Origin of the sequence: Pseudomonas paralactis, from assembly GCF_001439735.1 — a bacterium.
Classification (GTDB): domain Bacteria; phylum Pseudomonadota; class Gammaproteobacteria; order Pseudomonadales; family Pseudomonadaceae; genus Aquipseudomonas; species Aquipseudomonas paralactis.
Map to the genome: position 1 here is coordinate 844,382 of NZ_JYLN01000001.1, position 21,873 is coordinate 866,254.

The 21,873-nt window shown below is 57.6% G+C and carries 24 protein-coding genes and 1 tRNA gene; 16 read left to right on the forward strand and 9 right to left on the reverse strand.

Annotated features, from left to right (window positions below; translation table 11 throughout):
* Position 1 precedes the first annotated feature (1 nt).
* On the reverse strand, positions 2-922 hold the full coding sequence (locus tag TX23_RS03935) for a GPO family capsid scaffolding protein (RefSeq protein ID WP_057701085.1): 921 nt from the start codon (positions 920-922) through the stop codon (positions 2-4).
* A gap of 161 nt (positions 923-1,083) precedes the next feature.
* On the opposite strand from TX23_RS03935, the gene TX23_RS03940 reads away from it, so the two are divergent.
* The 3 genes from TX23_RS03940 to TX23_RS26835 all read left to right on the forward strand — a co-directional run bounded on the left by TX23_RS03940 (position 1,084) and on the right by TX23_RS26835 (position 4,248).
* Entirely contained in the window at positions 1,084-3,135 is a 2,052-nt protein-coding gene (locus TX23_RS03940) for a terminase large subunit domain-containing protein (RefSeq protein WP_057701086.1), read from the forward strand.
* The gene (locus TX23_RS03945) at positions 3,074-3,916 is read left to right on the forward strand and encodes a phage portal protein (RefSeq protein WP_057701142.1); all 843 of its coding nucleotides are present in this window, start codon (positions 3,074-3,076) and stop codon (positions 3,914-3,916) included. Before TX23_RS03940 ends, TX23_RS03945 begins: the two co-directional genes overlap by 62 nt.
* 74 nt (positions 3,917-3,990) lie before the next feature.
* The gene (locus TX23_RS26835) at positions 3,991-4,248 is read left to right on the forward strand and encodes an ogr/Delta-like zinc finger family protein (RefSeq protein ID WP_043047335.1); all 258 of its coding nucleotides are present in this window, start codon (positions 3,991-3,993) and stop codon (positions 4,246-4,248) included.
* Positions 4,249-4,286: 38 nt separating this feature from the next.
* On the opposite strand, the gene TX23_RS03950 is transcribed toward TX23_RS26835, so the two are convergent.
* Complete coding sequence (locus TX23_RS03950) at positions 4,287-4,472, reverse strand: hypothetical protein (protein WP_057701087.1); 186 nt, start codon at positions 4,470-4,472, stop codon at positions 4,287-4,289.
* A gap of 75 nt (positions 4,473-4,547) precedes the next feature.
* Positions 4,548-4,898 carry a helix-turn-helix domain-containing protein gene (locus tag TX23_RS03955; RefSeq protein ID WP_082629561.1) on the reverse strand — a complete coding sequence of 117 codons (351 nt, stop codon included), beginning with the start codon at positions 4,896-4,898 and terminating at the stop codon, positions 4,548-4,550.
* Between the two features lie 84 nt (positions 4,899-4,982).
* Between TX23_RS03955 and TX23_RS03960 the strand changes: the two genes are divergently transcribed.
* The 9 genes from TX23_RS03960 to TX23_RS26840 all read left to right on the forward strand — a co-directional run bounded on the left by TX23_RS03960 (position 4,983) and on the right by TX23_RS26840 (position 12,075).
* A complete protein-coding gene (locus TX23_RS03960; protein WP_057701089.1) occupies positions 4,983-5,195 on the forward strand; it encodes a DNA-binding protein in 213 nt (70 codons plus the stop codon).
* A gap of 29 nt (positions 5,196-5,224) precedes the next feature.
* The gene (locus tag TX23_RS03965; RefSeq protein WP_280513733.1) at positions 5,225-5,704 is read left to right on the forward strand and encodes a YmfL family putative regulatory protein; all 480 of its coding nucleotides are present in this window, start codon (positions 5,225-5,227) and stop codon (positions 5,702-5,704) included.
* Positions 5,701-6,066 (forward strand): hypothetical protein, encoded by a 366-nt coding sequence (locus TX23_RS03970; RefSeq protein WP_057701091.1) that lies wholly within the window; start codon positions 5,701-5,703, stop codon positions 6,064-6,066. The genes TX23_RS03965 and TX23_RS03970 overlap by 4 nt, the downstream gene beginning before the upstream one ends.
* Before the next feature lie 74 nt (positions 6,067-6,140).
* Complete coding sequence (locus tag TX23_RS03975) at positions 6,141-6,374, forward strand: hypothetical protein (protein WP_057701092.1); 234 nt, start codon at positions 6,141-6,143, stop codon at positions 6,372-6,374.
* 4 nt (positions 6,375-6,378) lie between these two features.
* The gene (locus TX23_RS03980; protein ID WP_057701093.1) at positions 6,379-9,177 is read left to right on the forward strand and encodes a toprim domain-containing protein; all 2,799 of its coding nucleotides are present in this window, start codon (positions 6,379-6,381) and stop codon (positions 9,175-9,177) included.
* A 15-nt stretch (positions 9,178-9,192) separates the two neighbouring features.
* A complete protein-coding gene (locus tag TX23_RS03985; RefSeq protein ID WP_057701094.1) occupies positions 9,193-9,492 on the forward strand; it encodes a hypothetical protein in 300 nt (99 codons plus the stop codon).
* Positions 9,493-9,552: 60 nt separating this feature from the next.
* The gene (locus TX23_RS03990) at positions 9,553-9,801 is read left to right on the forward strand and encodes a hypothetical protein (RefSeq protein WP_057701095.1); all 249 of its coding nucleotides are present in this window, start codon (positions 9,553-9,555) and stop codon (positions 9,799-9,801) included.
* Between the two features lie 269 nt (positions 9,802-10,070).
* Positions 10,071-11,234: an Arm DNA-binding domain-containing protein gene (locus TX23_RS03995; protein ID WP_057701096.1), complete on the forward strand. Its 1,164-nt coding sequence runs from the start codon at positions 10,071-10,073 to the stop codon at positions 11,232-11,234.
* A gap of 172 nt (positions 11,235-11,406) precedes the next feature.
* Positions 11,407-12,075, forward strand: a complete 669-nt coding sequence (locus tag TX23_RS26840) for a hypothetical protein (protein WP_209445907.1) — start codon at positions 11,407-11,409, stop codon at positions 12,073-12,075.
* Positions 12,076-12,174: 99 nt separating this feature from the next.
* On the opposite strand, the gene TX23_RS04000 is transcribed toward TX23_RS26840, so the two are convergent.
* The 3 genes from TX23_RS04000 to TX23_RS04010 all read right to left on the reverse strand — a co-directional run bounded on the left by TX23_RS04000 (position 12,175) and on the right by TX23_RS04010 (position 12,952).
* Positions 12,175-12,426 carry a hypothetical protein gene (locus TX23_RS04000; protein ID WP_057701097.1) on the reverse strand — a complete coding sequence of 84 codons (252 nt, stop codon included), beginning with the start codon at positions 12,424-12,426 and terminating at the stop codon, positions 12,175-12,177.
* Positions 12,427-12,495: 69 nt separating this feature from the next.
* Positions 12,496-12,678, reverse strand: a complete 183-nt coding sequence (locus tag TX23_RS04005) for a hypothetical protein (protein ID WP_057701098.1) — start codon at positions 12,676-12,678, stop codon at positions 12,496-12,498.
* 184 nt (positions 12,679-12,862) lie between these two features.
* Positions 12,863-12,952: transfer RNA gene (locus TX23_RS04010), tRNA-Ser, on the reverse strand.
* Positions 12,953-13,273: 321 nt separating this feature from the next.
* On the opposite strand from TX23_RS04010, the gene TX23_RS04015 reads away from it, so the two are divergent.
* From TX23_RS04015 to TX23_RS04025, 3 genes are all read left to right on the forward strand, one after another.
* On the forward strand, positions 13,274-13,966 hold the full coding sequence (locus TX23_RS04015) for a crotonase/enoyl-CoA hydratase family protein (RefSeq protein WP_057701099.1): 693 nt from the start codon (positions 13,274-13,276) through the stop codon (positions 13,964-13,966).
* A gap of 212 nt (positions 13,967-14,178) precedes the next feature.
* Positions 14,179-14,922, forward strand: coding sequence for a 1-acylglycerol-3-phosphate O-acyltransferase (locus TX23_RS04020; RefSeq protein ID WP_057701100.1), 744 nt, complete (start codon positions 14,179-14,181; stop codon positions 14,920-14,922).
* A gap of 158 nt (positions 14,923-15,080) precedes the next feature.
* Positions 15,081-16,052: a magnesium and cobalt transport protein CorA gene (locus TX23_RS04025; protein ID WP_003193449.1), complete on the forward strand. Its 972-nt coding sequence runs from the start codon at positions 15,081-15,083 to the stop codon at positions 16,050-16,052.
* On the opposite strand, the gene TX23_RS04030 is transcribed toward TX23_RS04025, so the two are convergent.
* From TX23_RS04030 to TX23_RS04040, 3 genes are all read right to left on the reverse strand, one after another.
* Positions 16,049-16,774, reverse strand: coding sequence for an amidotransferase (locus TX23_RS04030; protein WP_057701101.1), 726 nt, complete (start codon positions 16,772-16,774; stop codon positions 16,049-16,051). The genes TX23_RS04025 and TX23_RS04030 overlap by 4 nt on opposite strands.
* Before the next feature lie 206 nt (positions 16,775-16,980).
* A complete protein-coding gene (locus TX23_RS04035; RefSeq protein WP_057701102.1) occupies positions 16,981-19,125 on the reverse strand; it encodes a 3-hydroxyacyl-CoA dehydrogenase NAD-binding domain-containing protein in 2,145 nt (714 codons plus the stop codon).
* Between the two features lie 16 nt (positions 19,126-19,141).
* The gene (locus TX23_RS04040) at positions 19,142-20,347 is read right to left on the reverse strand and encodes an acetyl-CoA C-acetyltransferase (RefSeq protein ID WP_057701103.1); all 1,206 of its coding nucleotides are present in this window, start codon (positions 20,345-20,347) and stop codon (positions 19,142-19,144) included.
* Positions 20,348-20,992: 645 nt separating this feature from the next.
* On the opposite strand from TX23_RS04040, the gene TX23_RS04045 reads away from it, so the two are divergent.
* Entirely contained in the window at positions 20,993-21,817 is an 825-nt protein-coding gene (locus TX23_RS04045; RefSeq protein WP_057701104.1) for a c-type cytochrome, read from the forward strand.
* Positions 21,818-21,873 lie beyond the last annotated feature (56 nt).

Here is a 21,873-nt window from a genome sequence, read left to right on the forward strand (position 1 = left end):
GTCAGAGTACTCGCGGCTTTTTAGGGTTTACCGGACCAGGATTGCGTGGCAACTGGCGACCGGCAGATGTGTTCTGCAGCGCGCTGAACTGCTTCTGCAGCGCATCCAGCTTGGCAAGTACGGACTGATTGCCCTTACCCTTGCGGCGGAATTCCCGCTCTTCCTCGGCGGTGGCCACGATGTCGTCCACGGCCGTGCTGACGTCATCAATCAGGTCCTGGTCGGGCTCGGGGGCATCTGCGGCGGCGGGTTCGATGACGGCTTGAAGGCCGGCAGCGACAACCAGCAGCTGCGCCACCAGGGCCGTCAAAGCCGTTGCTGTAGCTTCATCCATTGGGGGTTTGCTCTCTGTTTGGGGTGGAGTGGTTTCGGTGGGCAACACATCAGCGGCGAGACGCTTGAAAAAGCTCGTCAGAGCGTTGATCAGTCCGGTTTCGGCGGTGGGTTGGCTATCGTCCTGGAAGCGGCCGAGTTCGACCGAGGCGGCGTAATAGGAGGCGCCGCTGTTCTTGTTGGAAAAGTAGAGTTCCTGGGTGCCCACGCTGGCGGGCTGGTCGGTTACGCCCAAACCGGTCAGGTAGGCTTTGCCGCTGCCACGAAAGTCCGGAGTGATTTCAATGCTGCTGAACAACTTCTGGCCCTGATCATTCAGGTAAAGCAGGCGGTCGTTTGGCTTCAATTGCGCTTCCAGCGCTATTTCGCCCGGCTCCAGGTCTTTGCCCTCCTCTACCAAGCGCACGGCATAAACGGTGCCGTGGGAACCTGGCCAGCGCTCGTGGTCACACCAGATCACCGCCGTATAAAGAGACGGCTTGTAGGTTTCAGCGATGTCACGCAGTTCCTGGGGAAGGATCACGCGCCCATCAACGGTGGGTCCGCTGGTGGCGACACGCTTCCAAAACGAAACAAGGGAACGGGGCATGGGTTTGACTGCGCTCAATCACTGAATGAGCCGCCACGATAGGGAGCCGCCAAGCCCCAAACAAACGGTTCAAATGCGCGTTTCTCCTATATCCACGATATAGGTGGATCACGGAATTTAACCCCGCGTTTCCAGCGTTTTCGCCGCATAGACTGCGGCCCATGTACTACTCGACCGAAGTTAAAGAAGCCGCTAAACGCCTGTTTCTACGCCGCTGTAAGGCCAAGGAAATTCAGGCGCAGCTCAACCTGCCTAACATCCGCATCGTCTATTACTGGATACGCCAGGGCGGTTGGGAAGACATGCTGTCGGACGAAGAACCGCTGACCGCTGTCGGCAGGCGAATCACTCTGCTCCTGGACAAAGCCAGCAGCCTAACCAAAGACGAACTCAACGAGCTGGACCGGCTGACCACGGTGCGCGAGCGCCTGTTAAAGCAAGCGGTCAAGCCGTCGCCGGCGCCGGCTGGGGAATCAGCCAGCGAACCGCAGGAACGCCGCCAGGGCGCGCGTGGGGAACGTTCGGGCCGTGGCGATAGCGGAGGGAAGAAACGCGAGAAAAAAGCCAAGAACGACATCAGCGGGCTGACCGAAGTCGACTTCCTGGATAAGTTCATCAGCAAGATGTACCGCTATCAGCAGGAGCTGTTCGCGGCCAAGCAAAACCCGCTGACGTGCCGAATCCGTAACATCCTGAAAAGCCGCCAGGTGGGCCTCACCTACTACTTCGCCGGCGAAGCCTTCATGGATGCGGTGCTGACTGGCGACAACCAGGTGTTCCTGTCGGCCAGCCGCTCGCAGTCGGAGATTTTCCGCAGCTACATCATCCAGTTTGCCAAACAGTGGTTCGACATCGAGCTGACCGGCAACCCGATCACGCTCAGCAACGGCGCCGAGTTGCGCTTTCTCAGCACCAACAGCAGCACCGCCCAGGGCTACCATGGCCACGTCTATGTCGATGAGTATTTTTGGATACGTGACTTCGACAAACTCAGCACCGTGGCCAGCGCCATGGGCACCCACAAGAAGTGGCGCAAAACCTATTTCTCGACGCCCAGCGCGGTGTCGCATCAGGCGTACCCGTTCTGGTCTGGTGAGGAATTCCGCAACAGCAAACGCGGTAAGAAAGCCGGCGGCACTTGGCCCACCGAGGCGTCTTACACCCAGGGCGCGCTGTGCCCGGATGGCCAATGGCGGAAGACCATTACCCTGGACGACGCCATCGCCGGCGGCTGCGATCTGTTCGACCTGGAACAGCTGCAGCTGGAGTACGACGAAGACAAATTCCAGCAGCTGTTCTACTGCAAGTTCATCGACAGCAGCCAGAGCGCGTTCGGCCTCAAGGATCTGGAGCGCTGCTATTCCGACCTGTCGTTGTGGGAGGACTACGACCCGGAACTGGATCGGCCGTTCGGCAATAGCCCGGTATGGCTTGGCTACGATCCAAGCCGTACCCGCGACGACGCCACCTGCGTGGTGGTCGCCCCGCCACTGGAACCCGGGGCGAAATTCCGCATCCTGGAAAAACACAGCTGGCGGGGCCATTCGTTCACCTATCAAGCCGCCCAGGTCAAAAAGCTCACCGAGCGTTTCAATGTGCAGCACATCGGGATCGATATCACCGGTGTGGGCTATGGGGTGTTCGACCTGGTGCGCGACTTCTACGCGAAGGCCACGCCGATCCATTACAGCCTGGAGACCAAAAACACCCTGGTACTCAAGGCCCAAGACACGATCCAGGGCAGTCGCATCGAGTGGGACGCCGGCTGGACGGACATCGCCCAGGCATTCCTGACCATCAAGCGCGGCACCACCACCAGCGGCCAGGTGACCTACAGCGCTTCGCGCACCGACGCCACCGGCCACGCCGACATCGCTTGGGCGGTAATGCACGCCCTGGCCAATGAACCCCTCAATACCAACAAGCGGCGCCGTAGCCGCTACGTCACGAGCGGAAACAATGCCCAAGCAACGACGCAGAAAACCTCAAGCCAGCCAGCAGGTAAGACAGCAGCAGCCCATGCGGGCGTTCACCTTCGGGGAACCCGAACAGGTACTGTCCGGCAACATAGGCGAGTACCTGGGGGTATTTCTCAGCGACGACGGCGAAATCTACAAGCCGCCGGTATCACGGGCGGGCCTGGCCAAGCTGCTGCGCGCCAACGCACACCACGGCGCCATCCCCAAGTTCAAGCGCAACCTGCTGCTGCGTGAATTCATCCCGTCCGAGGGCTGCAGCACGCAGACCATGGGCCGGGCGAGCCTGGATTACATGGTGTTTGGCGAAGCGTATTTCTATCGCGATACCAACGCCTTTGGCGAAGTGCTGGAGATGCAACACCTGCCCGCCATCAACATGCGGGTGAAGGTCGACGGCGGTTTCAGGATGCTACTGCCAGACAGCAAATACATGGACTTCCACCAGGACGAAATCGAACACGTCCTGGACTACGACGTGGAACAAAATATCTACGGCGTGCCCGACTACTTGGGCGGCCTGCAGGCGCTGTTGCTCAACGAAGCCGCGACCCTGTTCCGCCGGCGCTACTACAGCAACGGCGCGCACGCGGGCTACATCTTCTACACCAACGACCCGGACCTGACCGAGGAAGACGAAGAGAACCTGCGCGCACAGATCAGCGCCAGCAAGGGCGTGGGCAACTTCCGCTCTATGTTCGTCAACATCCCGAACGGCAAGGAAAACGCGATCCAGATCATCCCTGTGGGCGACTTCCAGGCCAAGGACGAGCTGGAGAAGGTGAAGAACATTACCCGCAATGACGTGATCGCTGCTTGGCGCATGAACCCCGCCCTGGCCGGGATCATCCCGGAAAACAGCGGCGGGTTTGGGGACATTGAGAAGATCGATCGCGTGTACACCAGCAACGAGATCAGGCCGATCTGTCAGCTGTTCAACCAACTGAATGACACGCTTCGCCATGACAGGCGCATCGACTGGAAAAAGATCGATAAAGCAGGCGAAACCACTACCTGATATTTCAAAGATAGAGAAATATCCTGCATCACATGCGAACATAGTGGCAATTCGCTGCACCCTGGGGAGGGAACATGAGAGTGACTTGTAAGTGTGGGCACAAAGGTCGGATCGCATCGCGTGAGGTGCTATCCACTGACTTCGCGAAGCTTTACTGCCAATGCCTCGACGCAAAGTGCGGGCATAGCTGGGTGGCAAACCTAACGTTTTCTCACACGCTCAGCCCTTCGGCGCAGACATTCGACCGGCTGCTGATTGATCGGCTACGAGACATGCCTAGGGCGCAGCAGCGCGAGCTATTCGAAAAGCTTGGATCGCAAGCGGTCGCATGATGTTTACCGCCGACAGCAACATGTCGGCGGCTCAAAAATCAATCTTCGTCTGACTGGTCCGGGTTGCTCATCAGCGCTTCGGTCAGTCGGCGCAATTGCTCCTGGTCACGCTGACTTAACTGGCGATAGAACCCAATCAGGCGACGTTCAATATGCGAAAGCTCATACCGCGCAGATGCAGCCATTTCAACGTAACCGACATCGGCGTTTGTGCGATCCAACATGCTTACCACTCCATAAAATCAATTGCTGACGCACTGATATGGGGGCAAGCCGATGGCATGGCAGAAACACTCTGTTCAGATCGACCCTTTGACAACATCGTCAGCCAAGGCCTTAACAAAGCGGCGAATAGCTCTCTGATCGTCCTCGGGAATGCTGCGGTATTGCTGAACGATTCTGTCCTCCAGCTCGTCAAGCGAATCGAGCGCCAGCGTAGTACGACGGCCCGTGAGGATGTACGGCACATCGAAATTGAACTGAACAGCGACATTGCTCAGGTAGGAGGCTGTAGCGTCACTCGACCCAGATTCGTAGTTGGCTTGTGTTCGCTTAGAAATACCCAACGCTTCCGCGAGCTGGAGTTGTGTCATGCCGCATCGCTTCCGTTCTTCTTGCAGCCGATTACCTATCTCTTCAGAAAGATGCACTTATTTTCATCCCTACTCTTTACAAGTGCACCTAAGTGTATCATTGTGCATCTCACACCACATGAAACTGCACGGATCTGCACTATGCCGAAGACACGCATCACCGAGCAAGCCCGCATACAGGCGCGGGAAGCATTAGAAAAACGTGGTCAGTCAGCAAAAGACTTTGCGACGGAACACGATCTGAACCCCAGCACCGTTTATGCGGTGCTGAGCGGCCAAAGCCAATGTCGCCGTGGAGAGGCACACCGTGCCGCCGTTTTACTCGGCATTAAAAACGGCGTGATTGCACAGTAATGGCCAGCGAACTGAGGGAACAGCAGAAGATGGAAAGCCAGGTTCTAAAAACACGTCGTGAAGTGGTCAGTGCAATTATTTGCACCTTCGAAGGTGGCCGCGAATGCGCCGCTGCCCGGATAGGATTGCCACTTAAGAAGTTTGATAACCACGCCTACGAGAACAACAACTGCCGTCCTTTGACGGATACGCAGATCTTCCTGCTGGAGCAAGTCACCGGTACCCAACACTTTCCCAACTACGTGGCGGCGATGTATGGCGGCATGTTCGTGCCCGTGATCCCCCCCGAGAACCTGGACAACGTAGAGATGTATGCGCGGGCTATGCAGAGTTCGGCCAAGCAGGGAACGGTCGATCAAGCCATTGCTCAGGCGCTCGATGACGGTGTCATCACCGACGCAGAGGCGGAGTTGATACAGAACGCCCACACCCTGCACATGGCTGCACGGACTGCCGAAGTCTATGCAGCAATCGATCTGTACCGCGCCAAATCAGGGAAAGCAAAATGAATGTTCAAACCAATACCCTGGACTATCAGGAATGCATGCAGAACGCCGCACTGGCATTCCTTGAGCGCCATCAAGCCGAACACCTGTGCGACCTGTCGACGCTTCTCAACAGAACCATTCAACACCTGGTTACCAGCCTCGGCGTAACGGAATCGGTCGCAATCAAACTGGTCTCCCTCGCCCACACTGAGTTGGTGGAAATCGCCTTTCGCCAGCGCCTCGATCTGGACTACAGCAGCGACACCGTTGTGGTGATCAAGGATCCAATCAAAGGATTTTGCTGGTCCGTACCCGTCAGCCTCATCTATGAACGCATCCTGAACGCCCCTGACAACGTGCGTTTGCGCTCCGCCAACTCGTAACACCCAATCCAACCAATCGCCGGCCCCACCTCACGTGGGTTTGGGTGAGCTGCGCCTGAAATCGAGGTTTAACGATGACAAACGCCGTAATTGTCACCACCCAACTGCCACCGGCCGAGGCCGAAGCGTTGCTGGCCAACCTGCGCGAACAGTATCGCTTGAGCCTCAACGAGCATTGGTATGACGACCAGTTCCGCCTTGTTGCGGACGGTCTGCGCCACGGCGCAATCCTCGCCCATGTCCCGGTAATGGCTGCGCAAAAACGCCTGATGGCAGCCCTGTCCCACAGCCTCAAAGCAGTGAAGTAACCCCATGAAAGAAGATCTTCGCCACGACGTATTGCAACGCCTCCAGTCCGACTTCGGGCTCAAGCACCGCACGGGCACAGACTACATGCGCGGCGGCACCTGCCCGAAGTGCAAAAAGAAAGAGCTGTACTCCCGCTTTGACACTCCATGGATGGTGATTTGTGGTCGCCCTGAAAAGTGTGGCCACACCCTGCACGTGAAAGAGCTGTACGACGATCTGTTTGAAGACTGGAGCAAACGTGCGCCGGCGACGGACCAACATCCCAACGCGACCGCACGTGCTTACCTGGAGTTCGCCCGGGGCTTTCGGTTTGAGCTGATCCAGGGCTGGTTCACCCAAGAAACGTTCTATTCGGTTGAACACAACGCCGGCAGCGCCACTGTGCGGTTCGCCCTGGAAAGAGGCGGTTGGTGGGAACGCCTGATCGATCAGCCGCACCGCTTCGGCAAAATGAAGGCCCGCTTCAAGTCCAAGGACAGCTATCGCGGCGTCTGGTGGTGCCCGCCCTGCATTGATCTGCTAGAAGCCAAGGAGATCTGGATTGTCGAAGGGATCTTCGACGCCATCGCCCTGGTGCACCACGACATCGCGGCCGTGTCTGCAATGTCCTCCAACGCATTCCCTGGGGACTCGCTTAAGGCACTGATTAAAACCCGGGAAGGCGGCAAGCTGCCCAAGCTGGTTTGGGCTTTGGATAACGAGCCAAGCGCAAACGCCTACACCAGGCGCTGGGTCCGCGAAGCACGTGCCCTGGGCTTCGTCTGCGAGTCAGCGCAGATCCCGCAACGCGACGGTCGCAAGTCAGATTGGAACGACCTTCATCAACGCTGGAGCTTCATCCAGGACGAAACCAAGCGCGCCGACCAGATCGCGACCGACCTAAAGCAGGCCCGCCACCAGGGCGCTCTGCTGCTGGCCGAGAGCGCGGCGGAAAAAGCTTTGCTCATGTACGACTGGAACAAGCGCGGGGAATTTCACCTGAGCTTCGGGAGCCGCCTGTATTGGTTCAAGTTGGACATGGAGAAATTCAACCGAGCCATGTCCGACATTGAGGACAGCGAGAATCACGACGACCAGTTGCTGAACCAGGCGCAACAGCGCGAAAAAGCGCTGCAGCAGTCCGGCAGCGTCGTGGAGATCGCCAACTGCTACCCCCAGGCGCTGTATTTCCAGCGTAACGAGGTAACAGACGAGTCCTGGTACTACATGCGTGTGGACTTCCCCCATGACTCCGAAAGCGTGAAAAACACCTTCACCAGCGGCCAGCTGTCGGCCGCAAGCGAGTTCAAAAAGCGACTGCTCGGTATGGCGGCTGGGGCAATGTTTACCGGCAGTGGCCAGCAGCTCGACAAGCTCATGAAAGACCAACTGTTCGGCATCAAAACCGTCTCAACGATCGACTATGTGGGCTACAGCAAGGAATACGCCTGCTACGTCTACGGTGACATCGCGATCAAGGACGGCACCACTTATAAGGTCAACAGCGAAGACTATTTCGAGTTCGGCAAGCTGCGCCTGAAAACCCTGCAGAAAGGCGTCCCGATCAAGCTGCAGCGCGAAGCGAAGGGCTTTGACGAGAAGTGGGTGCAGTTGCTGTGGACATGCTTCGGCGCCCAGGGCTTCGTCGCGCTGGTGTTCTTCTTTGGCTCGCTGTTCTGCGAGCAGATCCGCGCCCGCTATCAGTCCTTCCCTTTTCTGGAAGCCACAGGCGAGGCCGGCGCCGGCAAAACCACCCTCTTGAACCTCCTTTGGAAACTACTCGGCCGCGAAGGCTATGAAGGGTTTGACCCTATGAAATCCACCAAGGCTGGGCGCTCTCGCCTGATGGGCCAGGTCTCCGGCATGCCGGTGGTGTTCCTGGAAGCTGATCGCCACGGCGATGATCGGGCACACGCTAAAACCTTCGAATGGGACGAGCTGAAAGACTTCTACGGCGGCGGCACCTTGGCCACCAAAGGCGTCAAGACGGCCGGCAATGAAACGTATGAGCCTCCATTCAGGGGAACGATCGCTATCAGCCAGAACGCGGCAGTGGTCGCCCACGAAGCAATCATGACGCGCATTGTGAAACTGCACTTTGTACGCCCTACCGTCACACCGGAGAGCCGTGCAGCGGCAGACCAACTCAACGCCCTGGACGGGGGCACCCTCAGCCACTTCCTGTTGCGGGCCGTGGGCAAGGAATCCGCGGTGCTTGAGCTGTTCGCCCAGCGCATGCCTGAACACGAATCGAAGCTGCGTCGTTTGCACACCCATTGCTTCGCCTGCAGCACGGCCTATGCCAGTGATCAGGGCAATTGCACCAGCTGCGGCTATGACCTGCGCGGGTACATCCGCGTGGAGCGCATCAGCAAAAACCACGCACAAATGCTCTCGCTACTGGACGGTATTCGCCTGGTCTTGAAATTGAGTGATCCCCAGGTCGCCGCCACACAGCGCCAGATCGTGCGGATGGCCATCGAGCGCCAAGCGTCGATCAGCTCCGACCATGCAGCCGTGGCCGAGTTTTGGGAGGTTTACGACTACCTCGAATCCTTGAGCGAAGACCCGGTAGTCGACCACAGCAGTGACCCCACCGTGATTGCTATCAACCTCAACGAATTCTGTGAACGCGCCGCCGAACACAAACAGAAGCTGGCAGACGTGGCCACGTTGCGCGACCTGCTCAAAGAGTCCCGTTCCCGCAAATTTCTGGATAGCAATAAGGCCGTACACAGCGCTGTACGTGCTGCGTTCAACAGCCGCAATCCGTGTTCACAACCCCGGCCGACCACAGTGAAATGCTGGACATTCAAGGCGTAAAGGAGAGCAAGACCGATGCAGATCCAAATATTTATGGGCAATGCCGGCGACGGCAAAACTAGCAAGTTGCAGGGAGTGCAGGACCGCCTGGACTTCAGCGGTGAGAGCGCGCCGATCATCCAGGCCGGTGCTTATGGGGAATATGGTTTGTTGGAGATCCTGGAAGTTCGGGCAGCCGGTGGCCAGCGCGAAATCCTAGTGGACGACTGCAGCAGGCAACAGATTTTGAGGGTGTTGGAGTGGCAGTCATGCGTTGAGCATGAGCCGGATTTTGAAGGCTTGGTGATCCACCTGGCCCGTAAGGACTTACCTTAAAAGAAGCAGTGTCGAGGAGTTGCAGCTCCCCGACACCTAACCGCAACAGAGGGCTATACCATGCAAGCACAGAACCTAAGCAGCAGCGGCGCGAAGGCTACCACACCGGCAAGGCACCTGGTGGCCACCGCGATCATCGGCGCGGCCGTCATTGGCTACCTGGTGCACAAAACCCCTGAGTCACGAATCCGCCTCGAAAGTCTCAGCCAGCTGGCCAACACCCTGGGCGAACTTAGCGAAACGGATGCGGCGGTGGTTGCCCAACTGCTCGCAAACCCAGGAACCCGGGGTGAAGCGCGCAATGTCTGACAGTCCGGCAGCAACACCAGCACGGCGCTTCCCCTGGAACATTGACTACACCAGCCTTTGCGATCAGTGCGGCAGGTGGCGCGCCCAAGGTAACCATGACAAGTGCAGCCAGCGGCGTCAGCTGCAGAACGCCCATCTACGCAACCAGAAGCCGAAGTCATAAGCCGCGTCCACCAGAAGATGCGCTTCCAGATACTTGGCCCGGAAACGGGCCTTTTTGTTTCCGATCGTCAGACTGTCGATACACAAGCACAGCGTTAGGGGTTTACATGAGTGGGGTCGAAGCTCGCGGGAAATCCGTGAGAATCTATTTTCAATACAACGGGGAGAGATGCCGGGAAACAATCCCGGGAGGCAACACTCCGGCCAACGTGGCCCAGGCTAAGCGTATGGTCGAAATCATCGAGTACGAGATTCAGACCGGCACCTTCGATTACGCACGGCACTTCCCCAACTCGGCCAAGCTGGTCGAAAACACGTTCGGCCACTACTTGGACCTCTGGTTAAAGATCAAAGCCAACAGTGTGGCAGCGTCCAGCTATCGGGGTTATGCCAACAAGGCAGAGGTTCATGTCAGGCCACGCTGGGGGAAAGTACAGATCCATAATATCGACCACTTGGATCTGCAGGAATGGATACAGGTAACCCTGTCGAAAACGCTCAAAAACAAGACCATCCGCGACATCATCAGCAACGTGCGCCAGGTGTTCAGGCTGTATCGCACCAGGATGAAAGTGGCGCATGACCCGACCGAGGGTTTGATGGTGCGCCTGCCAGATCCCGAAGCACCGGATCCGTTCACCCGGGCGGAAATCAAACAGATCCTGGAAACGCACACCAACCGCACGCAAGAACTGCTGATGGTTCAGTTCATGATATGGGCCGGCCCCCGGGTTTCCGAGACCATTGCCCTGGCCTGGGAGGATGTCGACCTGGAGCAAGGCACGGTGACGTTCCGTCGGTCCAAGGTGCGCGGGGCTTACCGGGTGACCAAAACCCGGCGATCAACGCGTAAGGTCCGTCTACTCGCTCCGGCCTGGGATGCGCTGCAGAAGATCGATGCACTCAATCGAAAAAAGAAGGCAGAAACCGTTGATATCGTTGAGCGGGACAACAAGACGGTGCGGCAACATAAATTGCACTTCGTCTTCCTGAATACGAAAAGCGGTTTGCCGCACGTCAGCGACTTCGTAGTTAGGGATAGGTTTTTCAAGGCTCACTTGCTAGCGGCGGGGGTCCGTTATCGAGGGCCTGGCCAGTGCAGGCACACGTACGCCAGCCAGTTGCTGACCACGGGAATAGCGTCGATCGACTGGATCGCGGAACAGATGGGACATACCAACGGAAACATGATCCGACAGCATTATGGGACGTGGATCAATGAGGATGGGCCGGATGTTGTGGGGATGCTGCAGTTAGCGCTGAACCTATAGCGCCCCGAGAATCTACCGATGACCACTGGTCACCTGATTAAGCTTCCTCATCTAGTCTAAATTTCTTGAGCCGTCAAAGGTGCTATGGTCCTAGACGAGCCGTGAGAGAGCCGAAAGCTTACTCACAGTGGATGACTCCCACTTAAATCTGACGAAATCAGAGTGATTAATCATGCAACTACCAATCTATTCAACTTTATTTTCCTGCATCTACGACGAGCCAAGTCCAATTGGAAATCTTGGCAGTGGCACGCATTATTCCGTTTTCCGATCTGTAGAATGGCTAGACGTTACTCGCACTCCAGTTCTGCTTCCTCAGATACATGACTTTTCAGTGATTTGGGATGAAGATCATGACAGTCGGATTATTGAAACCATCGAAGCTATATATATGGCCGGCTTGTTGTCACCCATACAGTTTATTGGTGAGCGAAAGGGAACACTTACGGTAATAGTCGCGGCGAAGTTTTATTTCTGGGGAAGTGATGCCGAGTTCAAATCCTATGAACAGCAGCTACAGAAAATTTGCGAAAACCCTGGTCATGGTGATAACTGGGAACTTCAAGTAGGTATGTTTGATCGTTCACCTGGTTCACCACACCAGACAGAATTACACGGTTTGATCAGCGCTGAAGAGCACCGTGTGATCACGTACCTGCGAAACATTGACTCACTTTGGGGGCTTGGTACAAAACCTTTCACTCCAAAGCGTTACCCTACCTCCTTCCAAAATATGCCGTCCCCGATTCCCCCATTGCCGCCATTGCGGTCAACTCCACCGTTGCCACCGTTGCCGTCAATTCCACCATTGCCCGCACGCTCATTCTCGCCAAAAGCATAGCTCGGCCGCAGGTTCGGAGTTTTATTCCGTACGCTCGAAAATAAAAAAGCCCCACTTAGTGGGGCTTTTCACATAAACCAGCCAAACGATAACGCGCCACTAAGTTCGCGGGTAAGGAATTTTCTCATCTTCCTTGATGCCGCTCATCACGTTCATAATTGCTATCGGATGAGCACTCAGGAATGTCAAACAGTCTGCACAATAAACCACTTCGTATTGGCCATTGCACGGACCAAATAAGTGTTCACTGAGCGACACATCTAGGTTGGTGCTTTTACATTCCTGATTCGGGCACTTGGGACGGCCAATGGCCTTAAATTTAACGGGATCTTGGTAGTTTTCGAAGCTCATCGCTATTCCTTGTGATTACGGGGGGCCATGACCTCAGTGTACTGAGCTAGCCTTCAAAATTCCTTTCGATCAATAACGCGGCAACTCGGCCGGCTCGCCTTCTTGCTGCCAACCTAGGTGGAACTCGGCATATTGACTCGCGCCGTCCTGACAGACGCACACTGCTAGCAGAGTCCAACCCAGGGCGATCAGCCCATTTGCTGGCCCTTCATTGGTGACCTTAATTAGCTTTCGGGTATCTTCAATAGCCATTGATGTCGCTCCTTGAGTAGTGGCCCATTGTAAGCACACCAGGGGACACGGTGAAGGCCCCCTTCACCAGCGAGAAAACCTCCCATCTGTCCCAGATCTGTCCCATATGGCCATTTTTCAGACTCCAAAAACCACAAACCCCCGACTTTCTCTAGGAAAATCAGGGGTTTGCGTTTTCAGAATGTGGCGGTGAAGGAGAGATTCGAACTCTCGATACAATTTCTTGTATACACACTTTCCAGGCGTGCTCCTTAAGCCACTCGGACACTTCACCGTATCTCGTCAAACCAGTTCAGTCTGTCGAGGCGCGCTAATGTAGTCGAAAGCCTTTCTGATGGCAAAGGTTTTTTTCAGAATTTTCATGCGCTTAGACGGTTATGCCATTCCCCTCCCGGCGAGGGGTGGTGATTGTGCCATTCTCGGGCATCGGCGGCAGGCGTCTGGGACGGTTGCTGCGCCCTGCTGCGGGGCGTCTACCCTTGGGCACGCGGGAAAAGCCTGACTGGGTAGTCAGTCACGGCGCTTTACCCGCGGGGGCGTGGTGAGTAACGTCTGTGCATCTATCTCTATAACAAGCCCTACAAGGAACCGCGTCATGAGTGAGTTGATTGCCTACCACTTCGAAGACGGTATCGCGACCCTGACCCTGAGCAACGGCAAGGTGAATGCCATTTCTCCGGCGGTGGTCTGTGAATTCAATGCTGCGCTGGATAAGGCCGTGACGGATCGGGCGGTGGTGATTATCACCGGTACACCGGGGATTTTGTCGGGGGGTTATGATTTGAAGGTGATGACCGCCGGCCCTAAAGAGGCGATTAGCCTGGTGACGTCGGGCTCAACCCTGGCGCGGCGCTTGTTGGCGCATCCGTTCCCGGTGATTGTGGCCTGCCCCGGTCATGCGGTGGCCAAGGGCGCGTTCCTGTTGTTGTCGGCCGATTATCGGATTGGCGTCGAAGGCCCGTTCAGCATTGGCCTCAATGAAGTGGCGATTGGCATGACCATGCACCACGCCGGTATCGAGCTGGCGCGGGATCGCCTGCGTAAGTCGGCGTTTCAGCGTTCGGTGATCAATGCCGAGATGTTTGATCCACAAGGCGCCCTGCACGCAGGTTTCCTCGACAAGGTGGTTGCACCGGAAGAACTGCAAGCGGCTGCACTGGAAGCGGCGCGTCAGTTGAAGAAGATCAATATGAACGCGCACAAGCACACCAAGTTGAAAGTGCGCCGCGCACTGCTTGAAGCCCTGGACGATGCAATCATCCAGGATCAGGGCCATAGCCTGAGCTAAGTCCTACACCTTTCGTGCCTGAGCCCGACCTTGAGTCGGGCTTTTTCTTACCTATAGATGTGAAACGTCCGTAGCCGCTCTAGCTAGCCGTTATCGGCCAATGTGGAAACATGCGCTTAAACATCGGCTATCTCCTACATCTGTAGGGGCAATTGCCGAATACAGTGCACATCCGTACACTGCGCCACCTTTTGTCCCGATGGGCCGTGTCGATGCTTTTTCTGTTGCGTATGTTGTTGATGGGCCTGCATTTTATGATCGCTGGCGTGCTGGGTGTGCTGGTCGGTGTGTGCCGGCCGTTCAATCCGGACAACAGCCGTCTCTGCGCTCGCCTCTATGCGTTGCCGGCCATGCGGATCCTGGGCTTGAACGTGAAGACCGACGTCGACTCGCTGCGCAACAAGCCCGGTACCTGCGTGGTGATCGCCAACCATCAGTCCAACTACGATCTGTTTGTGCTCGGCAATGTAGTGCCGCACCGCACGGTCTGCATCGCCAAGAAAAGCCTGAAATGGGTACCGCTGTTCGGCCAGCTGTTCTGGCTGGCGGGCAATGTGCTGATTGACCGTGGCAATGCACACAAGGCGCGGCGGGCTATGCTGACCACCACGCATACCTTGCAGCATAAGGACACGTCGATCTGGGTGTTCCCGGAGGGCACGCGCAACCTGGGCAAAGGGTTGTTGCCGTTCAAGAAAGGTGCATTCCATATGGCGATTGCGGCCGGTGTGCCGATCGTGCAGGTGTGTGTCAGCAATTACGTGACGCAGATGAAGCTCAATCGCTGGAACAGCGGTGAGGTGCTGATACGCTCGTTGCCGCCGATTCCTACCTGTGGCTTGACGGTGGATGACATCCCTCAGTTGCTGCTGACGTGTCAGACGCAGATGGATGAGTGCATCGCGCAGATGGACCGTGAGCTTGTAGGAGCGAGCTTGCTCGCGAAAAACGTATAAGCGACGCGGGTCAACTGATGGCGCTGCGTTATCGTTGACGATTTTCGCGAGCGAGCGAGCTCCTACAGGGGAGTGGGCAATGTCGGTGAGCAACAACGGAACGCCATTCAGGCTAAGCTGCCCAACATCTGTCCTCTTGATAAGAAGTGATCAGCACCATGGGTAGAGTTGTTGCGGCTGCCGTCTACAGCGCCGGTAAAAAAGTCTCGGATATCACCCTCGATGAAGGCGCGGCCTGGGCCGCCAAACCTGGGCACTTTGTGTGGATCGGCCTGGAAGAACCCAGCGCACAGGAGTTGAACAACCTGCAACGCCAGTTCAACCTGCATGAACTGGCGATCGAAGACGCAATGGAAAAGCACAGCCGCCCGAAGCTGGAAACCTTCGGCGACGCGCTGTTTATCGTCACCTACTCACCGGTGCGCGAGAACGGCAAGCTGGAGTTTATCGAAACCCATATCTTTGCCGGCAACGGCTACATCATCACCGCACGCAACGGCCACTCGGCGTCCTACGGTTTTGTGCGCCAGCGTTGTGAGGCGCGACCGTTGTTGCTGGAGCATGGGGAAGATTTCGTACTCTATGCGCTGCTGGATTTTGTCACCGAAAACTATCAGCCGGTGAGCGAGGCGATCCATGCCGAGATCGATGAGCTGGAGCGCAACGTGCTGTGCAGTTCGCTCAACGAGCGTGATATCCAGCATCTCCACGGCCTGCGCCGCGACGTGTTGCGGCTCAAGCGGCATGTGGCGCCGATGGTGGAAATCAGCCAGGAGCTGCAGAAGCTGAGCTTCCCGTTTATTGACAAGAACATGCGCCCGTATTTCCGTGATGTGCAAATCCACGTGACGCGGCAGATGGAAGACCTCACCACCCTGCGCGACATTGCCAGCCAGACCATCGAGATCGGTGTGTTGCTGGAGGCTTCACGCCAGAGCGTGGTGCAGCGCAAGTTCGCCGCGTGGGCGGCGATCCTGGCGTTCCCCACGGCGGTGGCAGGGATTTATGGGATGAACTTCCAGAACATGCCCGAGCTGCAATGGCACTACGGCTATTTTGCGGTGCTCGGGTTTATTACCCTGGGCTGTACCGGTTTATGGGCAAGTTTCAAGCGTTCGGGCTGGCTTTAAGCCTTGGCTTCAGGCTGATGCGCAACGAAGCGCATCATCCATTCCGCCACGGTGACGCCATGGTGGTCGCGGTCCAGGCTGGCCACGCCGTTGGTGTAGACCTTTTCACCCAGGGTTGTCTGAAGTATTTCCAGCAACTCACGGGAATAGTCGTGAACAAACTCCGGATGGCCCTGGAAGCACAGCACCTGGTCGCCGATGTGGTACGCGGCAAACGGGCAGAATTCGCTGGAAGCGATCACGGTGGCGTTTTCCGGCAAGGTGGTCACTTGATCCTGGTGGCTGATCAATAGCGTCAGTTCCGGCACCTCAGGACTCATCCATGGCGTCTTCGCATCCAGCTTGTAGGCGTGGGTGCCCATGCCCCAGCCCTGGCTGGCGCGTTCGGCCTTGCCGCCCAGCAGCAGCGCGAGCAACTGATGGCCGAAGCACACACCCAGCAGCTTGTCGCCACGCTCGTAACGCGTGAGCAAGTACGCCTTGAGGGTTTGGATCCAGGGGTCAGTGCCAAACGAATCGGCCTTACTGCCGGTGATCAGGTACGCGTCAAACACCTCGTCGTCCGGCGGGTATTCGCCCTGCACCACGTTGTAGACGACAAACTCGGCGGCAATCGGTTGCTTGGCGAACAGGCGCTTGAACATCTGCCCATAGCCTTGGTACTCATCGATCAAAGCGGGACGCAGAATATCGGTTTCCAGGATGCAGACGCGTAGCGACATAAAAAATACCTGACACGGCGATGGGAATATTGCACACCCCAGAGCCTGCCCTGAAATACCTCCCCAAAGCAAGCCCTCAATGGCCGCCCACACTCCCTGTAGGAGCGAGCTTGCTCGCGAAGAACGTCAACGATAACGCAGGTTTCCTGGATAAAAGCGTTGCCTGTGCGTTCTTCGCGAGCAAGCTCGCTCCTACAGTGGAACGTCTAAAACAGCGCGCCTTTTGCGGCTTTTTCCAGTAATAACGCCGGTGGCGAGAAGCGCTCCCCGTACTCCTCGGCAAGGTAGCGGGCGCGGGCGATGAAGTCGTTCAGCCCGTACTGGTTGATAAACTGCAGCGCGCCGCCACTCCAGGCGGCAAAGCCGATGCCGAAGATTGAGCCGACGTTGGCGTCCGCCGTGGACATCAACACGCCCTCCTCCACGCAACGCACGGTTTCGATGGCTTGGATAAACAACAAGCGGTCGCGCACGTCCTGGGGTGAGATTTGCTTGCCGGGCTGTTCGAACCGGTTTTTCAGCTCCGGCCACAGGTGCTTCTGGCCACCCGCCGGATAATCGTAAAAACCACCGCCCGCCGCCTTGCCCGTGCGTTTGTATTCATTCACCAGCAAATCAATCACCGCCGTCGCCGGATGGTTCGGCAGTGCCTTGCCTTCGGCCAGCAGGTCCTTGGCCGTTTGCTGGCGGATATGGCTCATCAGGCTCAGGGACACTTCATCGGACACCGCCAGCGGCCCCACCGGCATCCCGGCCTTGCGCGCTTCGGTCTCGATCATCGGCGCGGCTACACCTTCGCCGAGCATGGCGATGCCTTCGTTGGTAAAGGTGCCGAATACCCGCGAGGTAAAGAAGCCACGACTGTCATTGACCACAATCGGGGTTTTCTTGATTTGCAGCACGAAGTCGAAACCGCGGGCCAGGGTTTCAGCGCTGGTATGGGTGCCTTTGATAATTTCCACCAGCGGCATCTTGTCCACGGGGCTGAAGAAATGCAGGCCGATAAACCTGGTTTGATCGGGCACCGCCGTGGCCAGGCCGCTGAAGGGCAAAGTGGAAGTGTTGGAGGCAATCACTGCATCGGCACTAACCACGCTTTGCGCGGCAGCCGAGACCCTGGCCTTGAGTTCGCGGTCTTCGAACACGGCCTCGATAATCAGGCCGCAACCGGCCAGGTCGGCGTCCTCCTGAGCAGGATGAATACGCGCCAGGGTGGCTTCGCGCTGTTCGGCGGTCAATTGCCCACGGCTGACTTTCTTGTCCAGCAAGGCAGCGCTATGGGCTTTGCCTTTCTCGGCGGCGGCGAGCGTGATGTCTTTGAGCACCACTTCCACACCCGCACACGCGCTGACATAGGCGATGCCCGCCCCCATCATCCCGGCGCCGAGCACGCCAACCTTATGGGTGACGTGAGGGGCAAAACCCTGCGGGCGTGAGCTGCCTGCGTTGATTTCATTGAGCTGGAACCAGAAGGTGCCGATCATGTTTTTCGCCACCTGCCCGGTCACCAGTTCGGTGAAGTAGCGGGTTTCGATCAGGTGTGCGGTGTCAAAATCCACCTGGGCGCCTTCAACGGCAGCGCAGAGGATTTTCTCCGGTGCCGGGAAGCAGCCATTGGTTTTGCTGCGCAGGATCGACGGGGCAATGGCGAGCATCTGCGCGACCTTGGGGCTGGACGGCGTACCACCAGGGATTTGATACGCCTTGTTGTCCCAGGGTTGCCTGGCCTCGGGATTGGCGAGAATCCAGGCGCGGGACTTGGCCAGCAGCTGCTCGCGATCGGCTGCCAGTTCATCAATCAAGCCGGCTTGCAAGGCCTGGGCTGGCCGGATTTTTTTGCCTTCGAGCAAATACGGCAGGGCTTTTTCCAGGCCCAGCATCCGCACCATGCGCACCACCCCGCCACCACCCGGCAACAGGCCAAGGGTGACTTCGGGCAGGCCCAACTGCACGGACTTGTCGTCCAGCGCGACCCGATGGTGGCAGGCCAGGCAAATTTCCCAGCCGCCGCCCAACGCCGCGCCATTGATCGCGGCCACCACCGGTTTACCGAGGGTTTCCAGGCGGCGTAATTGCGCCTTCAACACCAGCACGCTGTCATGGAAATCCTTAGCGTGGGCCTTGTCGACCTTGATCAGCTCGTTGAGGTCGCCACCGGCAAAAAAGGTCTTCTTGGCCGAGGTGATCACCACCCCGGCAATCTCGTCCCTCTCAGTTTCCAGGCGCGTGACGGTGGCCGCCATCGCTTCGCGGTAGGCGGCGTTCATGGTGTTGGCGCTCTGGCCGGGCATGTCCAGGGTCAGTACCACAATCTGGTCCTGGCCTTTTTCGTAACGAATGGCATCGGTCATGACAAATTCCTTGGGCTCAGAGGCGTTCAATGATGGTGGCGATACCCATGCCACCGCCGACACACAGGGTGGCCAGGCCGTAGCGTTGCTGGCGTACTTCCAGCTCGTCGAGCAAGGTGCCGAGGATCGCGCAGCCGGTGGCGCCCAAGGGGTGGCCCATGGCGATGGAGCCGCCGTTGACGTTGACCCGTGCCGCATCGATGCCCATGTCTTTGATGAACTTGAGCACCACCGAGGCAAACGCTTCGTTGACTTCGAACAGGTCGATGTCTTCAACCCGCAGGCCGGCCTTGGCCAGCGCCTTGCGGGTAGCCGGTGCGGGGCCGGTGAGCATGATGGTCGGGTCGGTGCTGGTGACTGCCGTGGCGACAATGCGCGCCCGCGGTTGCAGGCCCAGTTCGCGCCCCTTGGCCTCGGAGCCGATCAACATCAATGCCGCACCATCAACGATGCCGGAGCTGTTGCCCGGTGTGTGCACATGATGAATGCGTTCCACATGGCTGTAGACTCGCAGCGCGGTGGCGTCAAAGCCCATCTGGCCCATCATTTCGAAGCTGGGTTTGAGCTTGCCCAAGCCTTCGAGGGTGGAGTCACCCCGAATAAATTCGTCATGATCCAGCAGCACGATGCCGTTCTGATCCTGCACTGCGATCAACGACTTGTTGAACGAACCGTCCGCTCGGGCCCTGGCCGCCTTCTGCTGGGACTGTAGGGCAAAGCTGTCCACATCCTGGCGCGTGAACCCTTCCAGGGTGGCAATCAGGTCAGCGCCGATGCCTTGAGGGGTGAAGTGGCTGTGCATATTGGTTTGCGGGTCGAGCACCCAGGCACCGCCATCGCTGCCCATGGGCACGCGGGACATGGATTCGACGCCACCTACCACCACCAGGTCTTCGAAGCCGGAACGCACTTTCATGGCCCCCAGGTTGACCGCTTCCAGGCCCGAGGCGCAGAAGCGGTTGACCTGTACGCCGGCGACGCTGATGTCCCAGTCCGCCACCAGGGCGGCGGTCTTGGCGATGTCGGCGCCCTGGTCGCCCACCGGAGTGACGCAGCCCAGGACGATGTCATCCACTTGGCGGGTGTCGAGGTCGCTGCGTTGCGCCAGCGCCGTGAGCAAACCGGCCACCAGATTTACTGGCTTGACGCTGTGCAAGGCACCGTCGGCCTTGCCCTTGCCCCGGGGCGTGCGTATCGCATCAAAGATCAAAGCTTGAGTCATGACATCCTCGAACCGCTGTGGGTGTATGCCCCTACCTTAGGCCCGATTGACACGGTTTCAATGACGGATGCGCTCATTGCTTTTGACCCCCTCGCTCGGACGAACGGTAGGTAGCTACGGGAAATCCCTGATTAATCGTTTTAGCTGTCTAGCCCTAGGGCTCGCGCCAAGATGGCAATACGCCTCATGCCGTTTTTAGCGCAAATGCTGATTAGCTGATATGAAATGGATCTAAGCGGAGAAGATCGGGGGCTCTAAGGTTGAACCTGTAGGCCGCTGCTGCCGGGTTTTGCTGGAGCAGTTGTAAGAAAAGTGCAACGTCATCTCGCGATACTGAAATAAACCGGCACGCATTTGACGCTCAGGAATAACAACAAATAGGCAGTCAGCCATGTTCAAACATTCGAAAGTACGTCAGGCGGGACTTATTCTGTTCGCCACCACACTGATTCTGATCTTGCCCAATTTAACCAAGGTTATTGGGTGACGCTTCCAGCTTCCGTGCACACACCGCACCAGGCCTGCAGCCTTTGGCAGCACCTGCCGGGATATTGCGCTTAGCGCTCCTGTTGCAGGGGCTGTCTTTTTACCTGCCGTTTTCCGTTATCGTGTGCGCCCTCACTCTCTCGCAACGGGGCCTGTGCCTTGAAACCGATCCTCGCCCTTTTTGCCCTGCTGCTGAGCCTGCCTGCGGCGGCGGCACAGTTGACCATCGAGTTGGACCACAGCCAAAAAACCTGGCAAACCGCCGAGTTGCTCAAGCACCCGGGCGCACAGACGGTGCAGATCGTCGATGATGTGTCCTACAAGCGCACTATGACCTATCGCGCCGTGCCCCTCGCGGTGCTCTTACCGGGCCTTAAACCTGCGAACCACCTGCAAGCCGTTGCCCTTGATGGTTTTGCCGCCGAACTTGCCGCCGCGCCGTTACTGGAAAAAAACGGCGCCCGCGCCTGGCTGGCCGTGGAAGACCCGGCCCATCCGTGGCCACCGCTTGCACAGGGCAAGCCCAGCGCCGGACCGTTCTATCTGGTCTGGACCAACCCTCAAGCCGGGCATATCAGCCCGGAACAGTGGCCGTTCCAGGTATCAAAATTCAAGCAGTTGCAGACGGTTGGCGAGCGTTTTCCGGCGTTATTGCCTGACCCGAAGTTGGCGGCGAACGCCCCCATCAACCAAGGCTTTGCGTTGTTCCAGAAGAACTGCCTGGCGTGCCATCGCCTCAACGGCGGCGGTGATGCCCAGATGGGCCCGGACCTGAATGTGCCCTACAACCCCACCGAGTATTTCAGCGCAGATTTCCTCAAGCGTTACATCCGCGACCCGCAAAGCCTGAGGCATTGGCCACAAGCGAAAATGCCGGCGTTTACGGCCAGTGTATTGCCAGACAATGAGTTGGATTTGCTGGTGGATTATCTGCGGCACATGGCGGGCCGCAAGTTGGAGCGAGCTTGCTCGCGAAAAACCTGAGAGCATCGTTGGTTATCAGGCTCCCCGAGTAATCGTTAACGTTTTTCGCGAGCAAG